Origin of the sequence: Stenotrophomonas sp. ASS1, from assembly GCF_004346925.1 — a bacterium.
GTDB lineage: Bacteria > Pseudomonadota > Gammaproteobacteria > Xanthomonadales > Xanthomonadaceae > Stenotrophomonas > Stenotrophomonas maltophilia_A.
In genome coordinates this window covers 200,666-223,852 of record NZ_CP031167.1, presented here as the reverse complement: position 1 = coordinate 223,852, position 23,187 = coordinate 200,666, and the positions used below count along the sequence as shown (strand labels likewise).

The window sequence follows — 23,187 nt, the reverse complement described above, 5'->3', positions numbered from 1 at the left end:
CCTCAGCGCGTCTTGAACACGCCGCGCGCATCGCGCGGCTCGCAGCGCAGGTACTGCGGAGCCGGTTCCACGCTGTCGCGCAATGCGGCGGCAGCATGCCACGGCCAGCGCGGGTCGTAGAGGATGCCGCGCGCCAGGGCTACCGCATCGGCGTGGCGATGGCGCAGGATCGATTCGGCCTGCTCCGGTTCGGTGATCATGCCCACGGCGATGACCGGCATGCGCACCTTGGACTTGATCGCCGCCGCGAACGGCACCTGATAGCCCGGGCCGACGGTGATCTTCTGGCGCTCGTCCAGGCCACCGCTGGAGACATGCAGGAAGTTGCAGCCGCGCGCGTCCATCACCTGCGCCAGCGCTTCGCTCTGCACCAGATCCCAGCCGCCATCGACCCAGTCGCTGGCGGAGATGCGCACGCCCACCGCGACCTTGTCGGACACTGCCGCACGCACCGCATCGAAAACCTCCACCAGCAGGCGCAGGCGGTTCGGCAACGAGCCACCGTAGCCATCGGTGCGGCGGTTGCTCAGCGGCGACAGGAACTGGTGCAGCAGGTAACCGTGCGCGGCATGCAGCTCGATCAGCTCGAAGCCCAGGCGCTCGGCGCGCACCGCACTGGCAGCGAAGGCGGCGATGACCTCGGCGATGCCGGCCTCGTCCAGTTCCTGCGGTGCCGGATCGGCGGCATGGAACGGCAGCGGCGACGGCGCCACGGTGGCCCAGCCACGCGCATCGTCGGCCGGCAACTGGCCACCACCGTCCCACGGACGCTTCACCGAGGCCTTGCGGCCGGCGTGGCCCAACTGGATGCCCAGCGGCATCGGCGACCAGCGCCGGACGCTGGCCAGCACCTGTGCCAGCGCGGCCTCGGTGCCGTCATCCCACAGGCCCAGGTCGGCCCAGCTGATGCGGCCGCGCGGCTCGACCGCGGTGGCTTCCAGGATCAGCAGGCCGGCACCGGACTGCGCCAGGTTGCCCAGATGCATGGCGTGCCAGTCGCTGGCGCGACCGTCTTCGGCGGAGTACTGGCACATCGGCGCGATGACGATGCGGTTGGACAGGGTCAGGGGGCCGAACGAGATCGGCGAAAACAGCTGGCTCAAGACGGTGATGAACGACGTAGGGGGTGCGTATTGCACCGCCGCACGGCCTGCGAATCAACCGTCTGGATGGATCGCTGTTTCGCGGTGGGCGTGCAGCCGAGCGTGTGCTCGGCTCAGGACGAAGCCCACGCGGCCAGCGCCTCGGCGCAGTCCCGTTCATCCTTGAACTGCAGCAGGTCGTCGGCGCGGGTGCGGCCACGGTTCAACGCCGCCACCGGCAGCCCTGCCCTGGCCGCCGCCTGCACGAAGCGGAAGCCGGAATAGACCATCAGCGATGAACCCACCACCAGCACGGCGTCGGCCTGCTGCAGGTGCTCCTGCACCGCCTGCACGCGCTCCCGCGGCACGTTTTCGCCGAAGAACACCACATCCGGCTTCAACACGCTGCCGCAATGCGGGCACTCGGGCACCACGAACGCGGAGAAATCGGTCTCCAGATCGGCATCACCATCGGGCGCGATGCCTGCCTCCAGCGCGTCCCAGCCGGGATTGGCGTCCAGCAGGCGCTGCTGGAAATCCTCGCGGCCGCTGCGACGCTCGCAACCCATGCAGCGCACCAGATCCAGGCGGCCATGCAGGTCGATCACGTTGTGGCTGCCGGCACGCTGGTGCAGGCCGTCCACGTTCTGGGTCAGCAGCACCTGCAGCTTGCCTCGGCTTTCCAGCGCGGCCAGGGCCTGGTGGGTGCCGTTGGGCCGGGCCAGGCCGAAGCGCGGCCAGCCGAGCAGGCTGCGCGCCCAGTAGCGCTGGCGGGTGGCCGCCTCGCCCATGAAGGCCTGGTAGGTCACCGGCGGCGTGCGTTTCCACTGGCCGTCGGCATCCCGGTAATCGGGAATGCCCGAGGCGGTGCTGCAGCCGGCGCCGGTCAGCACGAACAGGCGCTGGGCACGGTCGATGAAGTCGGTCAGTGGCAGGGTCATGGCTGCCAGATGGGGGCGCGGTGGCGCCCCCGCAAGCGCCGGTCCGTTGGCCGGGTCAGGCCGCCGGCAGCGGCGGTACCGCGATCGGGTGGCCTTCCTCGTCCAGCGCGATCATCACGAAGTGGCCGCGGGTGCACAGCTTGCGCTCGCCGCTGTGCAGGTCTTCGGCGACCAGTTCCACCTCCACCTTCATCGAGCTGCGGCCGACTTCGACGATGCGGCCGATGGTTTCCACCATCTGGCCGATGCGGATCGGCAGCTTGAAGTCGACCTGGTCGCTGCGCGCGGTCACCACGGTGCGGCGCGAGTAACGGGCGGCGGCCAGGAAGGCGGCCTTGTCCATCCACGCCAGCGCCTGGCCACCGAACAGGGTGCCAAGGTGGTTGGTGTGGTTGGGAAAGACGATTTCGGCCATGCGCACTTCGGTGGGCGGCACGGTCTCGGGGATGGGGGTCATTGGGGGGCTTCGGTGTGGGGTGCTGCGGATTCTAAGCGACCGGCGTGATGGCCATCGGAATGCACGTGCAACGGTCACCCGGCAGCGGTGCCTGCGCAGGCCGCGTTTGCGGCAGGCGTTACACTGCGCCACGCCCACTGCCAGGACCGCCCATGCCCGCCACTTCTGACCTGCTGGCCTTCGCGCTGGTTTCACTGGCCATGGTGCTCACGCCCGGGCCGAACATGATCTACCTGATCTCACGCTCGATCTGCCAGGGGCCGATGGCAGGCCTGATCTCGCTGGGCGGGGTGGCGCTGGGCTTCGTGTTCTACATGCTGTGTGCGGCACTGGGCATCACCGCCCTGCTGATGACCGTGCCGTTCGCCTACGACGCGCTGCGCATCGGCGGCGCGCTGTACCTGCTGTACCTGGCCTGGCAGGCGCTCAAGCCGGGTGGCCGTTCGCCGTTCGCGGTGCGCGAACTGCCGCAGGACAGCCCGCGCAAACTGTTCACGATGGGCTTCCTGACCAACCTGCTGAACCCGAAAGTGGCGGTGATGTACCTGTCGCTGCTGCCGCAGTTCCTGCATCCGGACGGCGAGGGCAGTGTGCTGATGCAGTCGATCGTGCTGGGCTCCACCCAGATCGCGGTGAGTGTGACCGTGAACGGCATGATTGCGCTGACCGCTGGCAGCATCGCCGGTTTCCTGGCCGCGCGCCCGACCTGGCAGGTGGTACAGCGCTGGCTGATGGGCACGGTGCTGGCCGGGCTGGCGGTACGCATGGCGGTGGAAGGGCGACGCTGATTGTAGAGTCGAGCTTGCTCGACTGCTTTGCGCGAACGGCAGTCGAGCAAGCTCGACTCTACACAGGCCCGCGTGCAGCATGACGGCCGGTAGCACCAGGCAGGCTCCGCCGGACATGGCCCGGCGCTACCAACAAGAAACCCCGGCGCTGGCCGGGGTTTCTCGTTGCGACAGATCTGACCGGTTCGATCAGAAGTTCATGTCGAAGGCGACTTCGCCCTGCACGCCGACCTGGTAGGCCGAGACGCGGCGTTCGAAGAAGTTGGTCAGCTCCTGCACGTCCTGCAGTTCCATGAACGGCAGCGGGTTGCGCACGTTGTACTTCTTTTCCATGCCCAGCTTGGCGAAGTGCTGGTCGGCACAGTGCTGCAGGTACTGGCGCATGTCGCGGGTCGAGATGCCGGCCACGCCGCCGGACAGCACGTCCTCGGCGAACTGCACCTCGCATTCGATGGCTTCGGCCAGCATGTCGTAGACCTGCTGCTTCATCTCTTCGTCGAACAGGTCCGGTTCTTCCTCACGCACCACGCGCACCGACTCGAACGCGAACTCCATGTGCGCGCTCTCGTCGCGGAACACCCAGTTGGTGCCCGAGGCCAGGCCCGGCAGCAGGCCGCGCGAACGGAAGTAGTACACGTAGGCAAAGGCCGCGAAGAAGAACAGGCCTTCGATGCAGGCGGCGAAGCAGATCTGGTTGAGCAGGAACTGGCGGCGCTCGGCACGGGTCTCGATGCGCTTCAGGTCCTGGATCGAGTCGATCCACTTGAAGCAGAAATCGGCCTTCTTCTTGATCGAGTCGATGTTCTCCACCGCGGCGAAGGCTTTGACGCGCTCTTCCGGATCCGGCAGGTAGTTGTCGAGCAGGGTCAGGTAGAACTGCACGTGCAGCGCTTCTTCATACAGCTGGCGCGACAGGTACATGCGCGCTTCGGGCGCGTTCAAGTGCTGGTACAGGTTCAGCACCAGGTTGTTGGACACGATCGAGTCGCCGGTGGCGAAGAACGCGACCAGGCGGTGGATCAGGTGACGCTCGCCCGGCGACATCTTGCTGTGCAGATCGGTGATGTCGATCTGGAAGTTGATCTCTTCCACCGTCCAGGTGTTCTTGATCGCGTTCCGGTACATGTCATAGAACTGCGGGTAGCGCATCGGGCGCAGGGTCAGTTCAAAACCGGGATCGAGCAGCATCTGCTTGGGCTTGTCGGCCATGGGTGTTTCCTTGAATTCCTGGGTGAGCCGCCGGGCATGGCCCGGCGCTACCGTGGGTGATGATCGTTGGCCGGGGTTGCCGGCCAGCGGCCGGCACTACCGCGCGGCGGTGCCGCTCTTACTGGCAGGCCTCGCAGGCTTCCGGGTTTTCCAGCGAGCAGGCGATGGCTTCGTCCGGGCTGAACACCTTGGCCGGGGCTGCGCTGCTCACCGTGGTCTTGGCGATCTTGGTGGCCGGGCGCGAACGCAGGTAGTAGGTGGTCTTGATGCCCTGCTTCCAGGCGTACATGTACATGGAGGACATCGCGCCGATGTTCGGGCTTTCCATGAACAGGTTGAGCGAGGCCGACTGGTCGATGAAGGCACCACGCTCGGCGGCCATGTCGATCAGCGAACGCATCGGCAGTTCCCACGCGGTGCGGTAGACCTCGCGCAGCGTTTCCGGAATCTGTGCCACGCCGGCGATGGAGCCTTCGGCCAGCTTGATGGCGTCGCGCATGTCGGCAGTCCACAGGCCCAGCTTCTTCAGCTCGTTCACCAGGTAGCGGTTGACCTGCAGGAAGTCACCGGACAGGGTCTCGCGCTTGAACAGGTTGGACACCTGCGGCTCGACGCACTCGTAGCAGCCGGCGATCGAGGCGATGGTGGCGGTCGGTGCAATCGCGATCATCAGCGAGTTGCGCAGGCCATGCTCCTTGATGCGGGCACGCAGGGCATCCCAGCGCGCGGTGTCTTCCGGCACCACGTTCCAGGCGTCGAACTGCAGTTCGCCACCGGCGGCGCGGGTGTCGTTGAACGACGGGTGCTTGCCGCGTTCCTGGGCCAGCTCGCAAGAGGTTTCCAGCGCGTGGAAGTAGATTGCTTCGGCGATCTTCTTCGACAGAGCGCGGGCTTCGGCGCTGTCGAACGGCAGGCGCTTGCGGAAGAACACGTCCTGCAGGCCCATGCAGCCCAGGCCGACCGGACGCCAGCGCAGGTTGGCGCGGCGGGCGGTTTCGATCGGGTAGAAGTTCAGGTCGATGACGCGGTCGAGCTGGCGCACGGCCAGGCGCACGGTCTCGGCCAGCTTCTCGAAGTCGAACTCGTTGTGCTCGTCGAAGTGGTTGCCCAGGTTGATCGAACCCAGGTTGCACACCGCGGTTTCATCGTTGGAGGTGACTTCCAGGATCTCGGTGCACAGGTTCGACAGGTGGATCACGTTGCCGGCGCGCAGGGTCTGGTTACTGGCGCGGTTGCACTTGTCCTTGAAGGTCATCCAGCCGTTGCCGGTCTCGGCCAGCGTACGCATCATGCGGGCATACAGCTTGCGCGCGGAGATGGTGCGGTTGGCCTTGCCCTGGGCTTCGGCCTGCAGGTAGGCCTGCTCGAAGGCTTCGCCGAACAGGTCGGTGAACTCCGGCACGACGCGCGGATCGAACAGCGACCATTCCTGGTCGGCTTCGACGCGCTTCATGAACAGGTCCGGCACCCAGTTGGCCAGGTTCAGGTTGTGCGCACGGCGGGCTTCGTCACCGGTGTTGTCGCGCAGTTCGAGGAAGTCCTCGATGTCGGCGTGCCAGGTTTCCAGGTACACACAGGCTGCGCCCTTGCGCTTGCCGCCCTGGTTCACCGCGGCCACGGACGAATCCATGGTCTTCAGCCACGGCACGATGCCGTTGGAGTGGCCGTTGGTCGACTTGATCAGCGAACCACGCGAACGCACGCGGGTGTAGCTGACGCCGATGCCGCCGGAGAACTTCGACAGCTGGGCGATGTCGCCGTACTTGGAATAGATCGACTCCAGCGAGTCCTGCGGCGAATCCAGCAGGAAGCACGAGGACAGCTGCTCGTGGGTGGTGCCGGAATTGAACAGGGTCGGGCTGGACGGCAGGTAGTCCAGGTTGCCCATGCGCTTGTACAGCGCCAGGGTCTCGGACACATCCTCGCTCAGCGCGCTGGCAATGCGCAGGAAGAACTGCTGCGGGGTCTCGATCACCTTGCGGGTGTGCGGGTGGCGCAGCAGGTAACGGTCGTACAGGGTACGCAGGCCGAAGTAATCGAAGTTCAGGTCCAGCGAGATGTCGATGGCATCGTTGAGCTTGCGCGCGTTGGTCTGCACGAAGTTCAGCAGGCGGTCGTTGATCAGGCCGACTTCATGGCCACGGCTGACCGACTGCGAGAAGGCGTAGATTTCCTGGCCCGAGACTTCCTTGGCGATGTAGTTGGCCAGCAGGCGCGCAGCGAGGCGGCCGTACTCGGGCTCTTCACCGATCAGCAGGGCGGCGGTGCGGATGGACAGTTCGTCCAGCTCGCGGGTGGTGGCGCCGTTGTACAGGCCGGAAATGGTGCGGGTGGCCACGCGCATCGGATCGACGGCGTGCAGGCCTTCGGAGGAACGCTGCACCGCGCGCACGATCTTGTTCAGGTCCACCAGTTCGGTCGTGCCATTGCGCTTGGTCACACTCATCGCGTTGGCCGTCGGCGGCGACGTCAACAGGAATTCGCTTTCCTTCTCGATGGTGGCGCTGGATTCGGTGGTCACGGCGTGTGTCCTCTTGGCGTGATTGGTGGGTGCTCGATGCATCGGGTGACGCAGCCCGGGACATGACAGCCCAGGATGGCAGGACGGCGTCGCAGGGGATGAGACCCTGCGCCTGCCACTGCCGTTGACGATCGCGGATGGGTACCCCGGGCACCCCTGGAATTGGGGTTGCTGCGACCGACGGCCACAAGATAGTGGGGGTGATGGGGTCCGTCAACGCCAAATGTAGTGAAATTCGGCAATCCCTTGCGCCGCAAGGATCGTGCCATCGGCGCCCGGATCAGACGCTTCAGACCTGCCGGAACAGGCTGCGCAGTCAAGCCCGAAAGGCGTCATCGCGGTGGTACAACGCACCGCGAAAACGGAACAATGACAGCTTCACATGACAGTGATGAAACTGGCTAGGGACAACCCTGTGGATAGCTGGTGGGCAGCCGGTGGGAAAGCCGGTATGGCCGGACGAATCGCCATCGCGCAGTGACTTTCGGCGGGTGACGGCGCCTGCCGAACGCGGGATGCTGAGGTCCTGCAATGACCGGAAAGGATTCCACCATGCGCCTGTCAGCACCCGCCTTGGCCCTGCTGGCTGCTGTGGTCACCGTACCTGCAATTGCCGCTGACACCCCGAAGCTGCGCGCGGACCAGTGCGGTATCCACACCGACTATGACGTGCTGGTGGACAGCGGTGGCATCTGGCTGCGGCATGGCCCGCAGGCACCGCACGAGGTGGTGTTCCACGATGGCGTGCTGAGCCTGGACGACACGGTCGTGCCGGTCAGCGAGGCCGACGCCGCCCGCCTGCGGCAGATGGAGGCCGGGGCGCGGCAGCTGATGCCGGCGGCCACCGCGCTGGCCCATGAAGTGAGCGGGTTGAGCTTCGACGTGCTCGACGGGGTCTATGAGAGCCTCACCGGCACCGCCAACAGCCGCAAGGTCCGGCGCCTGCGCCGGCAGGCCGATGACTGGATCGGCGGCACGCTGGGCAAGGGCTACTGGGAACAGGCGGTGTTCGGGCCGGGCTTCGAGGCCAAGGTGCAGGACATGGCCGAGTCGCTGTCCGCGTCCATCGCCCGCAGCGTGCTGTGGCAGGTGTTCACCGGCCGCAGCGATGCGATGGAAGAACGCGCCGACCGCCTGGACGCGCAGATGGAACAGCAGCTGGAAGGCCGCGCCGAACGCATCGAGGCCCAAGCACAGTCGCTGTGCCCGCTGGTGCAGTCGCTGGCAGCGGCCCACGACGCGCTGGAGGTGCGCTACCAGGGCCAGCCACTGCGGCTGCTGGAGCGCGGCGAGAGCGTACGGGTAGAGCACGGCGATGGCTCGGGCCTGCATGTGTCGGCCGGGCCGGATGAGCGGCCGCGTGGGAACGCCGTGGCGCCGACCCGGTAACCGCGCGGCGGATGCCGGCCAGCGGCCGGCACTACCGGAACCCTGGCCGGCAACGCATTTACCTGGGTGGCGCCCTCACGCCCGGTGCGGGGTACCCAGGTACTCGGCGCTCTGCATCTCGATCAGGCGCGAGGCGGTGCGCTCGAACGCGCCCTGCAGGCGCTGGCCGGTGTACAGCTCGATCGGCGAGGTGCTGGCGGTGCAGACCAGGTTGACGTGGCGGTCGTACAGCTCGTCGATCAGATTGACGAAGCGGCGCGCGGCATCTTCGTTCAGGCGATCGAAGGCGGGGATGCCACCCAGCAGCACGGTATTGAACTCGTGCGCGATCTCGATGTAATCCGACGGGCCACGCGGGCCTTCGCACAACGCGGCGAAATCGAACCAGGCAATGCTCTTGCCGCGCCCACGCACCGCAATCTTGCGGCCCTCGATCTCGATGTTGCCGGGCTTGGCCGGCTGGCCGCCGCTCAGTTCGTTCCAGCGCGTGGCCAGCCACTCATCACTGTCGGCGGCCAGCGGTGCGCGGTACACCGGCGAGCGGGTCAGCGCGCGCATGCGGTAGTCCTCGGTACCCTCGGCGTACAGCTCGACGCAGAAGCGCTGCAGCAGGCCGATGGCCGGCATGAAGCTCTCACGCTGCAGGCCGTTGAGGTACAGGTTCTCCACCGCCGTGTTGGAGGTGGTCACCAGGGTCACGCCCTCGGCGAACAGGCGCTCCAGCAGCCGTGCCAGCAACATCGCGTCGCCGATGTCGGTGACGAAGAATTCGTCCAGCACCAGCACGCGCAGGTTGCTGCGCCATTCCTGGGCGATCTTCGCCAGCGGGTCGCTCTGCCCCTGGTGCTCGCGCAGGCGCTCGTGGACGCTGCGCATGAAGCGGTGGAAATGCGTGCGGTACTTCTGTTTGATCGGCAGGCCGTCGTAGAACAGGTCGACCAGGAAGGTCTTGCCACGGCCGACGCCGCCCCAGAAGTACAGACCCTTCACCGGCTCGGGCTTCTTCCAGAACGAGGACAGGCGGTCCAGCCAGCCGTCTTCGGCGCTGTCGACCAGGCCCAGGTGGATGCGGTCCAGTTCGGCCAGCGCTGCGTGCTGGGCCGGGTCGTTCTGCCAGTCGCCACGGGCAACCCCTTCCGCGTACCGCTGCGACGGGGTCAGCTCGGTTGCACTCATGCCGCCGCGCCCAGCCAGTGCTTCACGCCGTGGGTCAGCGCGCCACGCAGATCGATCAGCTTGCGGTGGAAGAAGTGGCTGGTCTCGGGCATGCGCACCAGCTCATGCGGGACGTCCAGCGTGTCCAGCCACTGGTAGACGGCCTGCGGGTCGACGATCTCATCCTGCTCGCCCTGGATCACCAGCCAGCGCGCCGGCGGCGCGATGCCATCGAAATCCCAGCGACCGGCCGGCGGCGCGATCGAGATCAGCGCTTCCGGCTGCAGCGCGGCAGCGGCCTTCAAAGAAACGAACGAGCCGAAGCTGAAACCGGCCAGCCACAGGCGGTCATCCGGGCGCTGGCTGCGCACCCAGGCGGCGACGGCTTTCAGGTCGTCCTGCTCGCCCACGCCATGGTCGAACTCACCGGCCGACGCGCCGACGCTGCGGAAGTTGAAGCGCACCGTGGCGATGCCCAGCTCGCGCAGGGTGGTGGCGGTCATGGTGACCACCTTGTTGTGCAGGGTGCCGCCTTCGGTGGACAGCGGATGGCAGATGATGGCCACGATCGGCTGCGCCGGCACATCGGCCTTGGGCAGGTCGACGACCACTTCCAGCGGGCCGGCCGGGCCGTCCAGTTCGAGGCAGGCGGTTTCGCCGGGGGCGACGGGGAACGAAGGCTTGTGCATGGCACCATGATACCGTCCCCTGCCCCTGCCCTGTGCCCGCCCCATGCTCTACCTGTCCTTGGCCGTGATCTGCAGCGTGCTGGTTTCGGTGTTGTTGAAGGTGGCCGGACGCCGCCAGCTGGATGTTTCGCAGATGGTCACCTGGAACTATCTGGTGGCGGCAACGCTCACCGCCGTGGTGCTGCAGCCGCCGCTGGACGCACTGCGCGCGCCACATGCCCCGTGGCTGTCATTGCTGGCCCTGGCGGTGGTGCTGCCGTCGATCTTCCTGGTGCTGGGCCGCGCGGTGGCGGTGGCCGGCATCGTCCGCAGCGACGTGGCACAGCGTTTGTCGCTGCTGCTGTCTTTGGCCGCCGCCTTTCTGTTCTTCGGCCAGACTGCGACGCCGTGGAAGCTCGCCGGTCTCGGCCTGGGCCTGCTGGCGATGGTGGCGATCAGCCTGCGCCCGCGCGGCCCGGCGGTGGCGTCCTCACCCGGCGGCTGGGGCTGGCTGCTGGGCGTCTGGGCCGGGTTCGCGGTGGTCGACGTGCTGCTCAAGCAGGTGGCGCTGTCCGGCACGCCGTCGATGGCGGCGGTGCTGGCCAGCTTCAGCGTGGCCTTCGTGCTGATGCTGGCACTGCAGCTGTGGCGGCACGCCAGTGGCCGCAGCCGGTTGGCCTGGCGCAACCTCGGTGCGGGCGCGCTGCTGGGCCTGCTCAACGGCGGCAACATTCTTTTCTATGTGCACGCGCATCAGTCCATGCCGGAGAGCCCGGCCACCGTGTTCGCCGGCATGAACATCGGCGTGGTGGTGCTGGGCGCGCTGGTGGGCGTGTTCGCCTTCGGCGAGACCACCACGAAGTGGAACCGCGCCGGGCTGGCGCTGGCGGTGCTGGCGATTGGATTGATCGCCTGGGGCTGAGCCCGGCCTCGGGGTCAGAGCCCATTTCGTTGGAATGGGATCCGACCCCGGCGCTGGGCGTTATTTATCGAAACCCAGCAGCAGCGGGTCGTGGTCGGAGCTGCGCCACGGGCCCTGCACGTTGCGGCCCTGGTAGCCGCTGGCGTCCTGTTCGTCGGCATTGCTGTGCCACTCGGCGGCACCGCGCAGGCGCTGGGCCATGCCCGGGCTCAGCAGTGCATGGTCGAGGCGGCCGGTATAGCCGTTGTAGACGTAGCTGTAAGGATGCTCGACCTGGGCGACCTTGAATGCGTCCTGCCAGCCCAGGTCATGCAGGGTGCGGATCGGGTCTTCCATCGCGTAGGCGTTGAAATCGCCCAGCAGCACCACGTCCTTCACCTTCAGGCGGCCAGCTTCGGCCTGCACCCACTGGTTCAACTGCTTTGCCGATTCCACCCGGGTGGCATTCCAGCAACCCTGGCCATCGTTGCGGTCGGCATCGCCGCCGCTGGCATCACGGCAGCCCTTGGACTTGAAATGGTTGGCGACCACCATGAACGGTGCGCCCTTGCCCTGGAAGGCCTGCGCCAGCGGTGCGCGGCTGTGTTCGGCGAACGGACCGTCGGTTCTGGTCAAAGGCTTGCCCAGCGGCTTGAACGCGCTCCTGCGATAGATGATGCCAACCCGGATCGGGTTGCTGCCCGGCCCCTCGCCGGCATCGACGAAGGCCCACTGCTTGTCGGCGGCAAGACCGGCGTTAAGGGCGCTGACCAGTTCGGCGATGGCCGACTGCGGGCCATAGCCATCGTTTTCCAGTTCCATCAACGCGGCGATGTCGGCACCGAGCGCGTTGACCGTGGCCACCAGCTTGCCGACCTGCGCCTTGTGCTCTTCCAGCGTGCGTGCGCCGCGCAGGGTCGGGAAGCCACCGCCCTGGCCATCGCCATTGAAGAAGTTCTCCAGGTTGAATGCAGCGATATGCAGGCTGCCCGGCACCGTCGGCACCGCCGGACGCTTCAGCTCGGGCAACGTGAGTGCACCCTCGACCTGCAGGCGCGGACGGCCCTGTGCGTCCACGTGCACGACACCTTCCACATTGCGCAGCTGCATGCCGGTGCGCAGCACCGGGTTGGCTGGCAGGTAGGCCACGCTGGCCGGGTCGCGGGCTTCGCTGCCGTCGTCCAGCAGCAGGCGGCGGCGCTGGTTGTCGGCCATCACCTGCTCATAGCCGGCAGTACCCGGCGCGGCCACTTCGGTCGGCTGCCAGAGGCGGCCATCGAAGGCCACGGTGAGCTGGCCGAAGCGTTCCAGGCCATCGGTACCGGCCAGGGTGAGCGGTGCAGCGATGCGCACGCGCTGGCCATCCAGCGCGCGCCAGTCGGACGGCGCGGCGGTCAGCACCACGGTGGCGCTGCTGCGCGCGGCGGACGGCGACGCGACCGGTGCGGCCTGCGGCTGGGCCTGGGCAAAGGCGCCGGCCGGCAGCAGCAGGGACAGGGCAAGGGCGAGGGAACGGCGGCGCATCGACGGGCGACTCCATGGAAGAGGCGCACAGACTAACCCTGAAATGCGAAACCCCGCCTGCGGGCAGGGTTTTGACCTTGGTGGGCAAAGCCTGGGGAGTGCCGGCCGCTGGCCGGCACTACCGGTTACTTCAGGTTGCCCAGCATCCAGTCCACGGTGGCGTGGATCTGTTCCTCGGTCAGCGCCGGGTTGCCGCCCTTGGGCGGCATGATGCCGCCATCCGGACCGGTATAGCCCTCGATGGCGTGCTTGTAGAGAGTGTCCTTGCCCTGTGCGATGCGCTTGTCCCAGTGCGAATGGTCCAGCGTCGGCGCCATGCCCACGCCGGTGGTGTGGCAGGCGGTGCACAGGTTGTCGAAGATGACCTTGCCGTCCTTGGTGCCGCCGTAGGCCACCTGCGAGGCGGCCTTGGCCAGCGCGGCGGCCTTGGCCGCAGCCTGCGCGGCGGCGCCGGTGCTGCCGGCATAGACCGCGCCGGTGGGCGAGATGCGCTGCTCGGTGCGCTTGGCCGCGGTCGGCGACACCTCGGGCGGAATCCGGGTGTGGATGTAAGCGGCAAGGAGGATCAGGCCGAGGGTGATGGTCGCCAGCAGCGCGATCACCATGGAGAAGCGTTTCAGGAACTCCAGATCGTAATTCCGCACTCTTCGTTACCCCTGGCTGATAGTCGTTGGACCACGGCTGAGCGACTGCGTGATGGACCGAGTATAGAACGCGCTTTGCGTGCGACAACAGGCGTCACTGCTGGTGCGGCGCAGCATTCGGACCCGGTAGTGCCGGCCGCTACCCGGCATCGCCAGCCCGCCGGATGGATCGTGCAGAAGCCGGCCAGCGACCGGCTCTACCGGATTACCGGGCGCCGATCGCGCGCAGGCAGAAGCTGCAGATCGCATCCACCAGTGCGTCTTCGTCGCGGTGTGCTTCGCGGCTGGGCGCGGTGGGGCCGACCATCGCCTCGGTGAAGGCGCCGACCAGGCAGGCGGCCGCCACATGCGCGTCCTGTGCCGGCAGCTCACCGGCGGCCACGCCCTCCTCCACCAGCCGCAGGAACACGTCGCCGAAGGCGCGACGACCACGCATGCGCTCGGCTTCCACGTCCGGGTCGACCGGTTCGACGATGAAGGCATGCGCCAGCCCCGGCCCGGCCAGTGCGCGGCGGACGAAGGCGGTGATCGCCAACCGCAGGCGCTCGCTGGCCACCTCCGGGCCGCTGGCGATGCGCTCCATGATCGCGACCTCGTGGGCCACCGCGGCGTTGAGCACCTCCACGAACAGCTCGGCCTTGGACGGGAAGTGCCGGTAGATCAGGCCGGTGGACACCCCCGCCTGGGTCGCCACGGCGGTCACCGGGGCATTGCGCCAGCCGCCGGTGGCGACCAGCTCACGGGTGGCCAGCAGGATCCGTTCACGGGCCCCGGCCAGGCGTTCTTCCATCAGTGCAGAGCGTTTGTAGGCCATGTTTTGATTCTAGTTTCAATTTTTGAATTTGTATTCACTTCTTACCCGAACCCCGCTACGCTGGGGTCCAATCGCCCGTGCGGGCAGCGGTCCTGCAGACCGCCGCCCGCTCCCCCGCCGGGTGCGTCCATTTCCTGCCATCCCGCCGTGGAGCCACCACAATGCACGTGCCATCCCTGAACTTCGATCTTGGCGAAGACATCGACCTGCTGCGCCAGAGCGTGGCCCATTTTGCCGCCGCCGAGGTCGCACCGCTGGCCGCCGAGGCCGATGCCAGCAACCAGTTCCCGCTGGCCCTGTGGCCGAAGCTGGGCGAGCAGGGCCTGCTCGGCCTCACCGTGGAAGAAGAATACGGCGGCACCGGCATGGGTTACCTGGCCCATGTGGTGGCGATGGAAGAAATCTCGCGTGCCTCCGGCGGCATCGGCCTGTCCTATGGCGCGCACTCCAACCTGTGCGTGAACCAGCTGCGCAAGAACGGCAACGAAGAACAGAAGCAGCGCTTCCTGCCCGGCCTGTGCAACGGCAGCCTGGTCGGCGCGCTGGCGATGAGCGAGCCGGGTGCCGGTTCGGACGTGGTGTCGATGAAGCTGCGCGCCGACAAGCGCGGTGACCGCTACGTGCTCAACGGCAACAAGATGTGGATCACCAACGGCCCGGACGCCGACGTGCTGGTGGTCTATGCCAAGACCGACATGGAGGCCGGCGCCAAGGGCATCACCGCGTTCCTGGTCGAGAAGGGCATGAAGGGCTTCTCCACCGCGCAGAAGCTGGACAAGCTGGGCATGCGCTCCTCGCCCACCTGCGAGCTGGTGTTCCAGGACTGCGAGATTCCCGAAGAAAACGTGCTGGGCCAGGTCGGTGGTGGCGTGCGCGTGTTGATGTCCGGCCTGGATTACGAGCGCGTGGTCCTTTCTGGTGGCCCGCTGGGCCTGATGGCCGCGGCCATGGACGTGGTCATGCCCTATGTGCACGAGCGCCACCAGTTCGGCGAACCGATCGGCAGCTTCCAGCTGATCCAGGCCAAGATTGCCGACATGTACGTGGGGCTGGGCGCGTGCCGCGCCTACGTCTATGCCGTCGCGCGCGCCTGCGACCAGGGCCGCACCACCCGCCAGGATGCCGCCGGTGCCATTCTGTACGCCGCCGAGAAGGCCACCTGGCTGACCGGCCAGGCGATCCAGATCCTGGGCGGCAACGGCTACATCAACGAATATCCGACCGGCCGCTTGTGGCGCGACGCCAAGCTGTATGAAATCGGCGCCGGCACGTCGGAGATCCGCCGCATGCTGATCGGCCGCGAACTGTTCCAGCGCACCCTGTAAGGCCAACGCGATGACCGTCCTGAACAGCCAGCTGCAACCGGGCAGCGAAACGTTTGAAAGCAACCGCGCCGCCATGCAGGCCGTGGTCGACGACCTGCATGCCACCCTCGCCCGCACCGCGCTGGGCGGCAGCGAAGCCGCGCGCGCCAAGCACACCGCACGCGGCAAGCTGCTGGTGCGCGACCGCATCGACGCCCTGCTCGATCCCGGCAGCGCCTTCCTGGAAATCGCGCCGCTGGCCGCACACGGCATGTACGAAGACGCCGTGCCCGCCGCGGGCGTGGTGGCCGGCATCGGCCGCGTCAGCGGCGTGGAATGCGTGATCGTGGCCAACGACGCCACGGTGAAGGGCGGCACCTACTACCCGATGACGGTGAAGAAGCACCTGCGCGCGCAGGAGATCGCCGAGCAGAACCACCTGCCCTGCATCTACCTGGTCGATTCCGGTGGCGCCTTCCTGCCGCTGCAGGACGAGGTGTTCCCCGACCGCGATCATTTCGGCCGCATCTTCTACAACCAGGCCAACCTGTCCGCGCAGGGCATCCCGCAGATTGCCTGCGTGATGGGTAGCTGCACCGCCGGCGGCGCCTATGTGCCGGCGATGAGCGATGAGACGGTGATCGTGCGCGAACAGGGCACCATCTTCCTCGGCGGCCCGCCGCTGGTGAAGGCCGCCACCGGTGAAGTGGTGACGGCCGAGGAACTGGGCGGTGCCGACGTGCACACGCGCATTTCCGGCGTTGCCGACCACATGGCCGACAACGACCTGCAGGCGCTGGCGCGGGTGCGCGCGATCATCGCGCAGTTGAACTGGCGCAAGCCGGAGCCGGCGATGGCGGTGCAGGCCAACGAGGAACCACTGTTGCCGGCGCACGAGCTGTATGGCGTGATCCCGGCCGACACGCGCAAGCCCTACGACGTGCGCGAGGTCATCGCGCGCCTGGTCGATGGCTCGCGCTTCGATGAGTTCAAGCCGCGCTACGGCGCAACGCTGGTGACCGGCTTTGCGCATCTGAACGGCTACCCGATCGGCATCATCGCCAACAACGGCATCCTGTTCTCCGAGTCGGCACTGAAGGGCGCACACTTCATCGAGCTGTGCACCCAGCGCAACATCCCGCTGGTGTTCCTGCAGAACATTACCGGCTTCATGGTCGGCCGCAAGTACGAACAGGGCGGCATCGCCAAGGACGGCGCCAAGCTGGTGATGGCCGTGGCCTGCGCCAAGGTGCCCAAGTTCACCGTGGTCATCGGTGGTTCGTTCGGTGCCGGCAACTACGGCATGTGCGGCCGCGCATACTCGCCGAACTTCCTGTGGATGTGGCCGAACGCGCGCATCGGCGTGATGGGCGGCGAACAGGCCGCCAGCGTGCTGGCCACGGTCAAGCGCGATGGCATCGAAGCCAAGGGCGGCCAGTGGCCGGCAGTGGAGGAAGATGCATTCAAGGCACCGATCCGCGACCAGTTCGAGCAGCAGGGCCATCCGTACTACGCCAGCGCGCGCCTGTGGGATGACGGCGTGATCGATCCGGCCGACACCCGCCGGGTGCTGGCCCTGGCGCTGTCGGCCAGCCTCAACGCCGCCCCGCAGCAGACGCGCTTCGGCGTGTTCCGCATGTAACCCGTGCCATGACCGAGCCTGTTGCCATGTTCACCAAAGTCCTGATCGCCAACCGCGGCGAAATCGCCTGCCGCGTCATCGCCACCTGCCGCCGCCTCGGCATCGCCACCGTGGCGGTGTATTCCGATGCCGACCGCAACGCGCGCCACGTGCGGCTGGCCGACGAAGCCATCCACATTGGTCCTGCCGCCGCACGTGAGAGCTACCTGCGCGGTGATGCCCTGCTCGATGCCGCACGCCTGACCGGCGCGCAGGCGATCCACCCCGGTTACGGCTTCCTGTCCGAGAATGCCGACTTCGCCGATGCCTGCGCGGCGGCCGGCATCACCTTCATCGGCCCGCCGGCCAGCGCCATCCGCGCGATGGGCGACAAGAGCGCGGCCAAGGCACTGATGGCCAAGGCCGGTGTGCCACTGACCCCCGGCTATCACGGCGACCAGCAGGCGCCGGACTTCCTGCGCGCACAGGCCGACGCCATCGGCTACCCGGTGCTGATCAAGGCCAGCGCCGGCGGCGGTGGCAAGGGCATGCGCAAGGTCGAGCGCAGCGAGGACTTCGTCGATGCGCTGGCCAGCTGCCAGCGCGAGGCGGCCTCGGCGTTCGGCAACGACCACGTGCTGGTCGAGAAGTATGTCGAGCGCCCGCGCCATATCGAGATCCAGGTGTTCGGCGACAGCCACGGTGAGGCGGTCTATCTGTTCGAGCGCGACTGCTCGGTGCAGCGCCGCCACCAGAAGGTGCTGGAAGAGGCGCCGGCGCCGGGCATGAGCGCAGAACGTCGCGCTGCAATGGGCAAGGCGGCAGTCGATGCCGCGCGCGCAGTGGGCTACGTCGGTGCCGGCACGGTGGAGTTCATTGCCGGCCCGGACGGCGATTTCTACTTCATGGAAATGAACACCCGCCTGCAGGTCGAGCACCCGGTGACCGAGTACATCACCGGTACCGACCTAGTGGAGTGGCAGCTGCGCGTGGCCTCGGGCCAGCCGCTGCCGCTGCGCCAGGAACAGCTGGCGATCCACGGCCACGCCATCGAAGCGCGCCTGTATGCCGAAGATGCCGACCGGGGCTTCCTGCCCTCCACCGGCACCCTGCGCCGCCTGCGCCTGCCGACCCCGTCGGCCCATGTGCGCGTGGATACCGGCGTGGAGGAAGGCGACAGCATCACCCCGTACTACGACCCGATGATCGCCAAGCTGATCGTCTGGGACGTGGACCGCGATGCCGCCCTGCGCCGCATGAGCCAGGCGCTGGCGGACTGCCAGGTGGTGGGCGTGACCACCAATGCCGGCTTCCTGCGCCGCCTGGTGAACACCGATTCGTTCGCGCACGCCAAGCTGGACACCGCGCTGATCGAACGCGAACAGGCGGCATTGAGTGCAGTGGGCGACACGGATGATGCCCTGTGGCTGCTGGCCGCCGTGGCTGCGGTTGCAAGCACGGGCGGCGCCAGCACCGACGCGCGCGATCCGCATTCGCCGTGGCAGGCCCAGGACGGCTGGCGCCTTGGCGCATCGGCATCGCGCGTGCTGCCGCTGCAGCAGGGCGAACGCAAGCACACGCTGAAGGTGTGGACGCAGACCGATGGCTGGCGCGTGCAGTGCGATGACGCCGCGCCGGTGCAGGTGCTTGGCACGGCCGATGCGCAGCACCTGACCGTGCTGCTGGGCGAGCGCCGCTGGTCGTTGCAGCTACTGCGCGAAGGCGACCAGCTGTATCTGTTCGGCGCCGATGGCCAGCACCGCTTCACCCTGCACGATCCGGTGGGCGAATCGGACCACGCCGTGGCCGATGCCGACAGCCTGCTGGCGCCGATGCCGGGCAGGATCGTCGCGACACTGGTCGCGGCCGGCACCGAGGTCAAGCGCGGCACGCCGCTGGTGGTGCTGGAAGCGATGAAGATGGAGCACACCCTGCAGGCACCGGCAGACGGCACGGTGAAGGGCTACCGCGCCAAGGCCGGCGACCAGGTGGGTGACGGTGCGGTGCTGGTGGACTTCGAAGCGGCGTGAACGATGACGCGCCGGGCCCTAGGGCCCGGCTGCATCGGCATTCCCTGCGCGTGGGTCCGCCCGCGGCCACACGTGGCCATCCGGGTCCAGCTCCGCGGTGATCTTTGTGCCACTGCGCCAGCCCAGCCCGCAGATCGCCAACGCACCTTCGGCCATCGGCTGCAGGCCAAGCGCACGCCCGGCCTCGGATTCATTGATGGCCGCTGTAACAAAAGCGCCCAGGCCCAGTGCGGTGGCCGACGCATACAGTGCCTGTGAAACATGGCCTGCATCCAGCGTGACAGCGCGGTAGGCCTTGGCATGGTTCCGATACTTCCAGAAGTTGCGCTCGAAGCGGCACACCAGCACCAGCAGCACGTGTGCATCGGCGAACCAATGCTGCCCGGCCAGCAAGCGCTGGCACAGCGACTCCAGGTCCTGTGGCTGTGCCGGCAGCCGGCCCAGCTCGTGCGCCACCGCATGGTAGTGATACAGCCCCGGGGCCATTCCCTCCACGTTGCGTACCAGCAAGTAGGCCTCCAGCGGATGCAGGCTGCCGGCTGAAGGCACGTTCTTCTTCAGGAACCGCACACCTGGATCGGTTTCCACCTCGGCCTGTGCCATCAGCACCTGCTGCAGCACGCGCGCCAGCAGTGGCAACGGCAGCGCACGCGCGCTATCGAAGTTGCGGCAGGTAGCCCGTGCCTGCAGCTGCGACTGCATCGGATCATCCTCGTAGCACGGCAGTGCCTGCGCGCCATGTATACGCGGAGGTGCCTCGGGTGGCGGACTGCCGTAGCTGCGCACCAGATCGCGTGCGGTCACCAGCTGGTGCTGCTCCATGTCCTGCACGCTGTCCACCTCGTCCCAGCACGACTGCTGGTAGTGCAGCGCCGACAGCGGCCACCAATGACTATCGCGCAGGCGCTGCTCGGCAGCGCAGGCCTTGGCGTGGGCCGGATCATCGCTGACCAGCAGGCCCTGCTGCAGCAATGACAGCACCCGACCGCGCGCGTCCGCTGCTTCCGGCAACGGCTGCCACTGTTCGGCACTGCAGGCCAGCAACCAGGCACAGCTTTCCGCGTCGATCACCTGCACCGACGGCAGGTGCGCCGCACGCACCTGCAGGACCGGCTGCAGCTGCACGCCGGTACCACCAGCCAGCAGTTCCTGCAGGTTGAAGGACGGGCGTTCGACCGGCTCGACGAACAAGGTCCGGCAACGACGGAATCTCATCGCAATGGCATCCGAGGGCTGTTCGGGGCGCCGATCATAGCGTGGCGGGTGCACGTACCCATCAACTTCGCGGCGCCACCGCCGATAATTCCATTTTCCCATTCTGCTGGTGCTGATCCCATGTCTGCTTCCCCCCTTTCCGCCGACGTTGCCCAGCAGCTGCTGGAGCGCCTGGCCAGCGATGATGCCTTCCGGTCCGAGTTTGCCAAGGATCCCGGCCTGGCCCTGCTCGCACTGGGTGCGGACGAAGACACCGTGCGTGCCTGCCGTGCATCACTGGCGTCCCTGGGCAGCAAGATGGAGTTCGCCCAGGCCGCATCACGCATGCGGACCCTGCTTGGGACACGCGCCGCCTTCAATGTGCCGTTCCTGTTCGAGGATGGCTTGCCTGGTCTCCAGCAGGAGTAACGATCAGGGTGCCGCTGCGTCCGGGCTGCTGTGAGAGGCCACGGGACTCTCCATCAATGCCAGCCGCTGCACGTCGTTCACGTTCAACGGCAGCAGTGCGTAGTCGCCGATGTTCTCTGCAAAGGCCAGGCCGGCATGGTGTTGAAGCCAGCGCAGCTGACGCTGCGCTGCATCGTGCTGACCCTGGGATCGCAGCAGATCCAACTGCAGCACGCGCCACTGGAACAAACTTGCCTGGCGCTGCTGCGCCAACAACTGCTGTGCACGCAGCGTTTCTCCAGCGTCCAGGGCCATGCGTGCCTGCAGCAGGTTCCACAGTTCGCGCAGGCGCGGATCGTCGTCGCGTTCGGGCAGCGCCTGCAGCGCGTCCCTTCGCTGCATGACCACCGTTGCCTGGCCGGCGCGCAGCGCATGGTAGGCAGCGGCAAGAGCGATGAATGCGTTGCGCCGTGCCGGTGCAGGCTGGCCACGATCGATCGCCGCGAGCGCGCGATCGAGCACCTGCTGGTACTCCTGCCCCGGCACGGAAACGCCTTGCCGTGCGCGCCAGGCCAGCGCCTGCAAAGCGAGGATGTCACACATCCCACCTGCGCTGGGGCACTGCGACGCAGCCTGCTGCATGTCGCCCGCAGCTTCAGCGCTGCGACCCTGCATGGTCAGCACGGCAGCCCGCTCCATGCGTGTCCCGGGGCCCAGTGGCCCCATCGCGGTGAACCCGGCGTTGGCCGCGTCGAAATCGCCAGCCAATGCGGCAATCACCGGCTCCATGCCATCGCCGTTCCAACCCGGGTGCAGCCGCGCACCGCGCAGGGCTGCTTCCGCTGCGGAGGCTTCGCCACGGGCCAATTGGATGCGTGCAACAAACGCCAGCACCAATGCACGGCGCGAATGCTGGCGTCCCAGCAGCGGCTGCGTCGCGGCCAGTGCGCCATCGTAGTCACCCTGCGCGAACTGCACCATCGAGTAGTTCATCCAGCCGGCCGGGTCGTCCGGGTACAACTCGGTCAGCATGCGCCATTTATCAGCGATGCGTGCAGGCGGTGCCCCTTCGAAATCGGCCGCCCAGGCATCGAGATAGAGCTGGTCGCGCGCGGTCAGGTGCGTACGTTGGCTGACCGCCTTGCGGTACAGCGCCGCGGCCTGCTCCAGATTGCCCTTTGCGTGCTGGATGTTCATCTGCCCGACGTAGGCGAAGGCAAAGGCAGGATCCAGCCGGGTCGCCTGCTCGAAGAACATCAACGCATCGTCATAGCGCGCGGCAGCCGTTGCATCGACGCCCTTGGCATAGGCATGCAGTGCGTCCAGATTGGCGGTAGCCACGGTTGGCAGCGGCCGCTGGTCTGCGCCGACGTCACGAAGCGCTTCGCCAAGGTCGGTACGCAGCGCCGCAACCACGTGATCGGTCGAGGCGAGGATCGAATCCAGCCCGCGACCGTCGGCAAAGCGCGTGTAAACGGTCTGTCCGCTACGCGGATCCACGACTTCGACACTGACCCGTACTTTGCCATTGAGCTCCAGCACACTGGGGATCAGTACCGCACGAACTCCGTCACGCAGCGCGACCTCGATGGCCAGCCTGCGGTCCAGCCGCGCCTGCGGCGGCCGCTGCATCAGCTGCAGGGTGTCACGCACCTTCAGCTCGCTGAGGATGTTGACGAAACGCGACTGCCCCAGGCTGATGTACAGCGCCTGCTCCAGGCTGCTGTCCAACTGGGGATAAGCCGTGGCGTTGTGCACCGCCGCCACGATCACCCAGTCGCGTTCGGCGAAGGCGATGGCCGGTGCCGGCCGAAACAGCGTCCACAGCACTCCGCATAGCGCCAGCATGAGTGCCGCCTCGGTCACCAGCGCCGCTGGGCGACGCCACAGCGGCAGATCCCGCCACGCTTTTTCACCCGAGCGCGGGCGACGTAGCGGGGCGCTGCCACGCAATCCCACTTCGAATACTTCCTGGCGTTCGCCGATGCCCTTGAAGCGCCAGCAGCCGTGATCCTTCCAGCGCAGCTCGTCAGCCGCCCAGGGCAGTTCGCTGGCTGCCCGACGCGTCATCTGTTCGGCGGCCGCGGACAGCAGGACCTGTCCAGGCCACGCCAGCTGCATCAGGCGCGCAGCCATGGGCTTGGCCAGGCCTTCCACCTCCACCGGTTTTGCGCCGTGGGCAACGGCCTCGGCACTGTTGTTCCACAGCAGCACGTCACCCACGTGCAGGCCGGCGCGTGCACGCAGAACAACGCCACGTTCGCGCCCCAGTGCATCAACGGCGTTCTGGTAGGAAAGAGCAAAGCCGATGCCATCGATGGGACGTTCGAACAGGATGAACAATCCGTCAGACCGATCGATCAGCTGGCCGTTCCAGCGCTGCTGCAGGCCAAGCACCAGGCGGTCATGCTGCTGGAACAGCTCAGCGGCGGCAATGTCACCGATCCGCTCGACCAGCTGCAGCGAATCGCACAGATCGGTGAACAGCAGAGTCCGCACCTGCGAACTCTGCATCGGGAGAAAATCCGGAATGCCGT

19 protein-coding genes are annotated in these 23,187 nt (G+C 67.2%); 7 read left to right on the top strand and 12 right to left on the bottom strand.

Annotated features, from left to right (window positions below; all coding sequences use genetic code 11):
- Positions 1-2 precede the first annotated feature (2 nt).
- The 3 genes from MG068_RS00985 to MG068_RS00975 all read right to left on the bottom strand — a co-directional run bounded on the left by MG068_RS00985 (position 3) and on the right by MG068_RS00975 (position 2,480).
- Positions 3-1,103: an NADH:flavin oxidoreductase/NADH oxidase gene (locus tag MG068_RS00985; protein WP_132808821.1), complete on the bottom strand. Its 1,101-nt coding sequence runs from the start codon at positions 1,101-1,103 to the stop codon at positions 3-5.
- Between the two features lie 113 nt (positions 1,104-1,216).
- Positions 1,217-2,023 (bottom strand): NAD-dependent protein deacetylase, encoded by an 807-nt coding sequence (locus MG068_RS00980; protein ID WP_049399769.1) that lies wholly within the window; start codon positions 2,021-2,023, stop codon positions 1,217-1,219.
- Between the two features lie 55 nt (positions 2,024-2,078).
- The gene (locus tag MG068_RS00975; protein ID WP_004153688.1) at positions 2,079-2,480 is read right to left on the bottom strand and encodes an acyl-CoA thioesterase; all 402 of its coding nucleotides are present in this window, start codon (positions 2,478-2,480) and stop codon (positions 2,079-2,081) included.
- Between the two features lie 152 nt (positions 2,481-2,632).
- Between MG068_RS00975 and MG068_RS00970 the strand changes: the two genes are divergently transcribed.
- The gene (locus MG068_RS00970; protein WP_032128209.1) at positions 2,633-3,268 is read left to right on the top strand and encodes a LysE family translocator; all 636 of its coding nucleotides are present in this window, start codon (positions 2,633-2,635) and stop codon (positions 3,266-3,268) included.
- 189 nt (positions 3,269-3,457) lie between these two features.
- On the opposite strand, the gene MG068_RS00965 is transcribed toward MG068_RS00970, so the two are convergent.
- Both MG068_RS00965 and MG068_RS00960 read right to left on the bottom strand, forming a co-directional pair.
- Entirely contained in the window at positions 3,458-4,477 is a 1,020-nt protein-coding gene (locus tag MG068_RS00965; RefSeq protein WP_004153683.1) for a ribonucleotide-diphosphate reductase subunit beta, read from the bottom strand.
- Between the two features lie 118 nt (positions 4,478-4,595).
- The gene (locus MG068_RS00960) at positions 4,596-6,998 is read right to left on the bottom strand and encodes a ribonucleoside-diphosphate reductase subunit alpha (RefSeq protein ID WP_132808819.1); all 2,403 of its coding nucleotides are present in this window, start codon (positions 6,996-6,998) and stop codon (positions 4,596-4,598) included.
- Between the two features lie 552 nt (positions 6,999-7,550).
- On the opposite strand from MG068_RS00960, the gene MG068_RS00955 reads away from it, so the two are divergent.
- Positions 7,551-8,387: a DUF2884 family protein gene (locus MG068_RS00955; protein WP_132808818.1), complete on the top strand. Its 837-nt coding sequence runs from the start codon at positions 7,551-7,553 to the stop codon at positions 8,385-8,387.
- A 75-nt stretch (positions 8,388-8,462) separates the two neighbouring features.
- On the opposite strand, the gene zapE is transcribed toward MG068_RS00955, so the two are convergent.
- On the bottom strand, positions 8,463-9,563 hold the full coding sequence (gene zapE / locus MG068_RS00950; protein WP_132808816.1) for a cell division protein ZapE: 1,101 nt from the start codon (positions 9,561-9,563) through the stop codon (positions 8,463-8,465).
- Complete coding sequence (locus tag MG068_RS00945) at positions 9,560-10,231, bottom strand: alpha/beta hydrolase (RefSeq protein WP_132808814.1); 672 nt, start codon at positions 10,229-10,231, stop codon at positions 9,560-9,562. The genes zapE and MG068_RS00945 overlap by 4 nt, the downstream gene beginning before the upstream one ends.
- Before the next feature lie 43 nt (positions 10,232-10,274).
- On the opposite strand from MG068_RS00945, the gene MG068_RS00940 reads away from it, so the two are divergent.
- Positions 10,275-11,132 carry an EamA family transporter gene (locus tag MG068_RS00940; protein WP_132808812.1) on the top strand — a complete coding sequence of 286 codons (858 nt, stop codon included), beginning with the start codon at positions 10,275-10,277 and terminating at the stop codon, positions 11,130-11,132.
- 60 nt (positions 11,133-11,192) lie between these two features.
- On the opposite strand, the gene MG068_RS00935 is transcribed toward MG068_RS00940, so the two are convergent.
- The 3 genes from MG068_RS00935 to MG068_RS00925 form a co-directional block, all read right to left on the bottom strand.
- The gene (locus MG068_RS00935) at positions 11,193-12,635 is read right to left on the bottom strand and encodes an ExeM/NucH family extracellular endonuclease (protein ID WP_132808810.1); all 1,443 of its coding nucleotides are present in this window, start codon (positions 12,633-12,635) and stop codon (positions 11,193-11,195) included.
- Positions 12,636-12,760: 125 nt separating this feature from the next.
- On the bottom strand, positions 12,761-13,279 hold the full coding sequence (locus tag MG068_RS00930; RefSeq protein ID WP_005407662.1) for a c-type cytochrome: 519 nt from the start codon (positions 13,277-13,279) through the stop codon (positions 12,761-12,763).
- Positions 13,280-13,484: 205 nt separating this feature from the next.
- Positions 13,485-14,093: a TetR/AcrR family transcriptional regulator gene (locus MG068_RS00925; RefSeq protein ID WP_005407661.1), complete on the bottom strand. Its 609-nt coding sequence runs from the start codon at positions 14,091-14,093 to the stop codon at positions 13,485-13,487.
- A 161-nt stretch (positions 14,094-14,254) separates the two neighbouring features.
- On the opposite strand from MG068_RS00925, the gene MG068_RS00920 reads away from it, so the two are divergent.
- The 3 genes from MG068_RS00920 to MG068_RS00910 are packed head-to-tail and all read left to right on the top strand — an operon-like array spanning position 14,255 to position 19,048.
- Complete coding sequence (locus MG068_RS00920; protein WP_014645571.1) at positions 14,255-15,418, top strand: isovaleryl-CoA dehydrogenase; 1,164 nt, start codon at positions 14,255-14,257, stop codon at positions 15,416-15,418.
- A gap of 10 nt (positions 15,419-15,428) precedes the next feature.
- The gene (locus tag MG068_RS00915) at positions 15,429-17,039 is read left to right on the top strand and encodes a carboxyl transferase domain-containing protein (protein WP_049400582.1); all 1,611 of its coding nucleotides are present in this window, start codon (positions 15,429-15,431) and stop codon (positions 17,037-17,039) included.
- 26 nt (positions 17,040-17,065) lie between these two features.
- The gene (locus tag MG068_RS00910; RefSeq protein WP_132808808.1) at positions 17,066-19,048 is read left to right on the top strand and encodes an acetyl/propionyl/methylcrotonyl-CoA carboxylase subunit alpha; all 1,983 of its coding nucleotides are present in this window, start codon (positions 17,066-17,068) and stop codon (positions 19,046-19,048) included.
- Between the two features lie 18 nt (positions 19,049-19,066).
- Here the strand turns inward: MG068_RS00910 and MG068_RS00905 are convergent, their stop codons facing one another.
- On the bottom strand, positions 19,067-20,263 hold the full coding sequence (locus MG068_RS00905) for a putative peptide maturation dehydrogenase (protein ID WP_071229560.1): 1,197 nt from the start codon (positions 20,261-20,263) through the stop codon (positions 19,067-19,069).
- Between the two features lie 120 nt (positions 20,264-20,383).
- Between MG068_RS00905 and MG068_RS00900 the strand changes: the two genes are divergently transcribed.
- Positions 20,384-20,671, top strand: coding sequence for an NHLP-related RiPP peptide (locus MG068_RS00900; RefSeq protein ID WP_132808806.1), 288 nt, complete (start codon positions 20,384-20,386; stop codon positions 20,669-20,671).
- Between the two features lie 3 nt (positions 20,672-20,674).
- Here the strand turns inward: MG068_RS00900 and MG068_RS00895 are convergent, their stop codons facing one another.
- Complete coding sequence (locus tag MG068_RS00895) at positions 20,675-23,164, bottom strand: putative peptide modification system cyclase (RefSeq protein ID WP_132808804.1); 2,490 nt, start codon at positions 23,162-23,164, stop codon at positions 20,675-20,677.
- Positions 23,165-23,187 lie beyond the last annotated feature (23 nt).

Coding starts and splice junctions, on each gene's coding strand:
- MG068_RS00980 (WP_049399769.1), bottom strand. CDS start 2,023: ATGACCCTGCCACTGACCGACTTCATCGACCGTGCCCAGCGCCTGTTC.
- MG068_RS00975 (WP_004153688.1), bottom strand. CDS start 2,480: ATGACCCCCATCCCCGAGACCGTGCCGCCCACCGAAGTGCGCATGGCC.
- MG068_RS00970 (WP_032128209.1), top strand. CDS start 2,633: ATGCCCGCCACTTCTGACCTGCTGGCCTTCGCGCTGGTTTCACTGGCC.
- MG068_RS00965 (WP_004153683.1), bottom strand. CDS start 4,477: ATGGCCGACAAGCCCAAGCAGATGCTGCTCGATCCCGGTTTTGAACTG.
- MG068_RS00955 (WP_132808818.1), top strand. CDS start 7,551: ATGCGCCTGTCAGCACCCGCCTTGGCCCTGCTGGCTGCTGTGGTCACC.
- zapE (WP_132808816.1), bottom strand. CDS start 9,563: ATGAGTGCAACCGAGCTGACCCCGTCGCAGCGGTACGCGGAAGGGGTT.
- MG068_RS00945 (WP_132808814.1), bottom strand. CDS start 10,231: ATGCACAAGCCTTCGTTCCCCGTCGCCCCCGGCGAAACCGCCTGCCTC.
- MG068_RS00940 (WP_132808812.1), top strand. CDS start 10,275: ATGCTCTACCTGTCCTTGGCCGTGATCTGCAGCGTGCTGGTTTCGGTG.
- MG068_RS00935 (WP_132808810.1), bottom strand. CDS start 12,635: ATGCGCCGCCGTTCCCTCGCCCTTGCCCTGTCCCTGCTGCTGCCGGCC.
- MG068_RS00925 (WP_005407661.1), bottom strand. CDS start 14,093: ATGGCCTACAAACGCTCTGCACTGATGGAAGAACGCCTGGCCGGGGCC.
- MG068_RS00920 (WP_014645571.1), top strand. CDS start 14,255: ATGCACGTGCCATCCCTGAACTTCGATCTTGGCGAAGACATCGACCTG.
- MG068_RS00915 (WP_049400582.1), top strand. CDS start 15,429: ATGACCGTCCTGAACAGCCAGCTGCAACCGGGCAGCGAAACGTTTGAA.
- MG068_RS00910 (WP_132808808.1), top strand. CDS start 17,066: ATGTTCACCAAAGTCCTGATCGCCAACCGCGGCGAAATCGCCTGCCGC.
- MG068_RS00905 (WP_071229560.1), bottom strand. CDS start 20,263: ATGAGATTCCGTCGTTGCCGGACCTTGTTCGTCGAGCCGGTCGAACGC.
- MG068_RS00900 (WP_132808806.1), top strand. CDS start 20,384: ATGTCTGCTTCCCCCCTTTCCGCCGACGTTGCCCAGCAGCTGCTGGAG.
- MG068_RS00895 (WP_132808804.1), bottom strand. CDS start 23,164: ATGCAGAGTTCGCAGGTGCGGACTCTGCTGTTCACCGATCTGTGCGAT.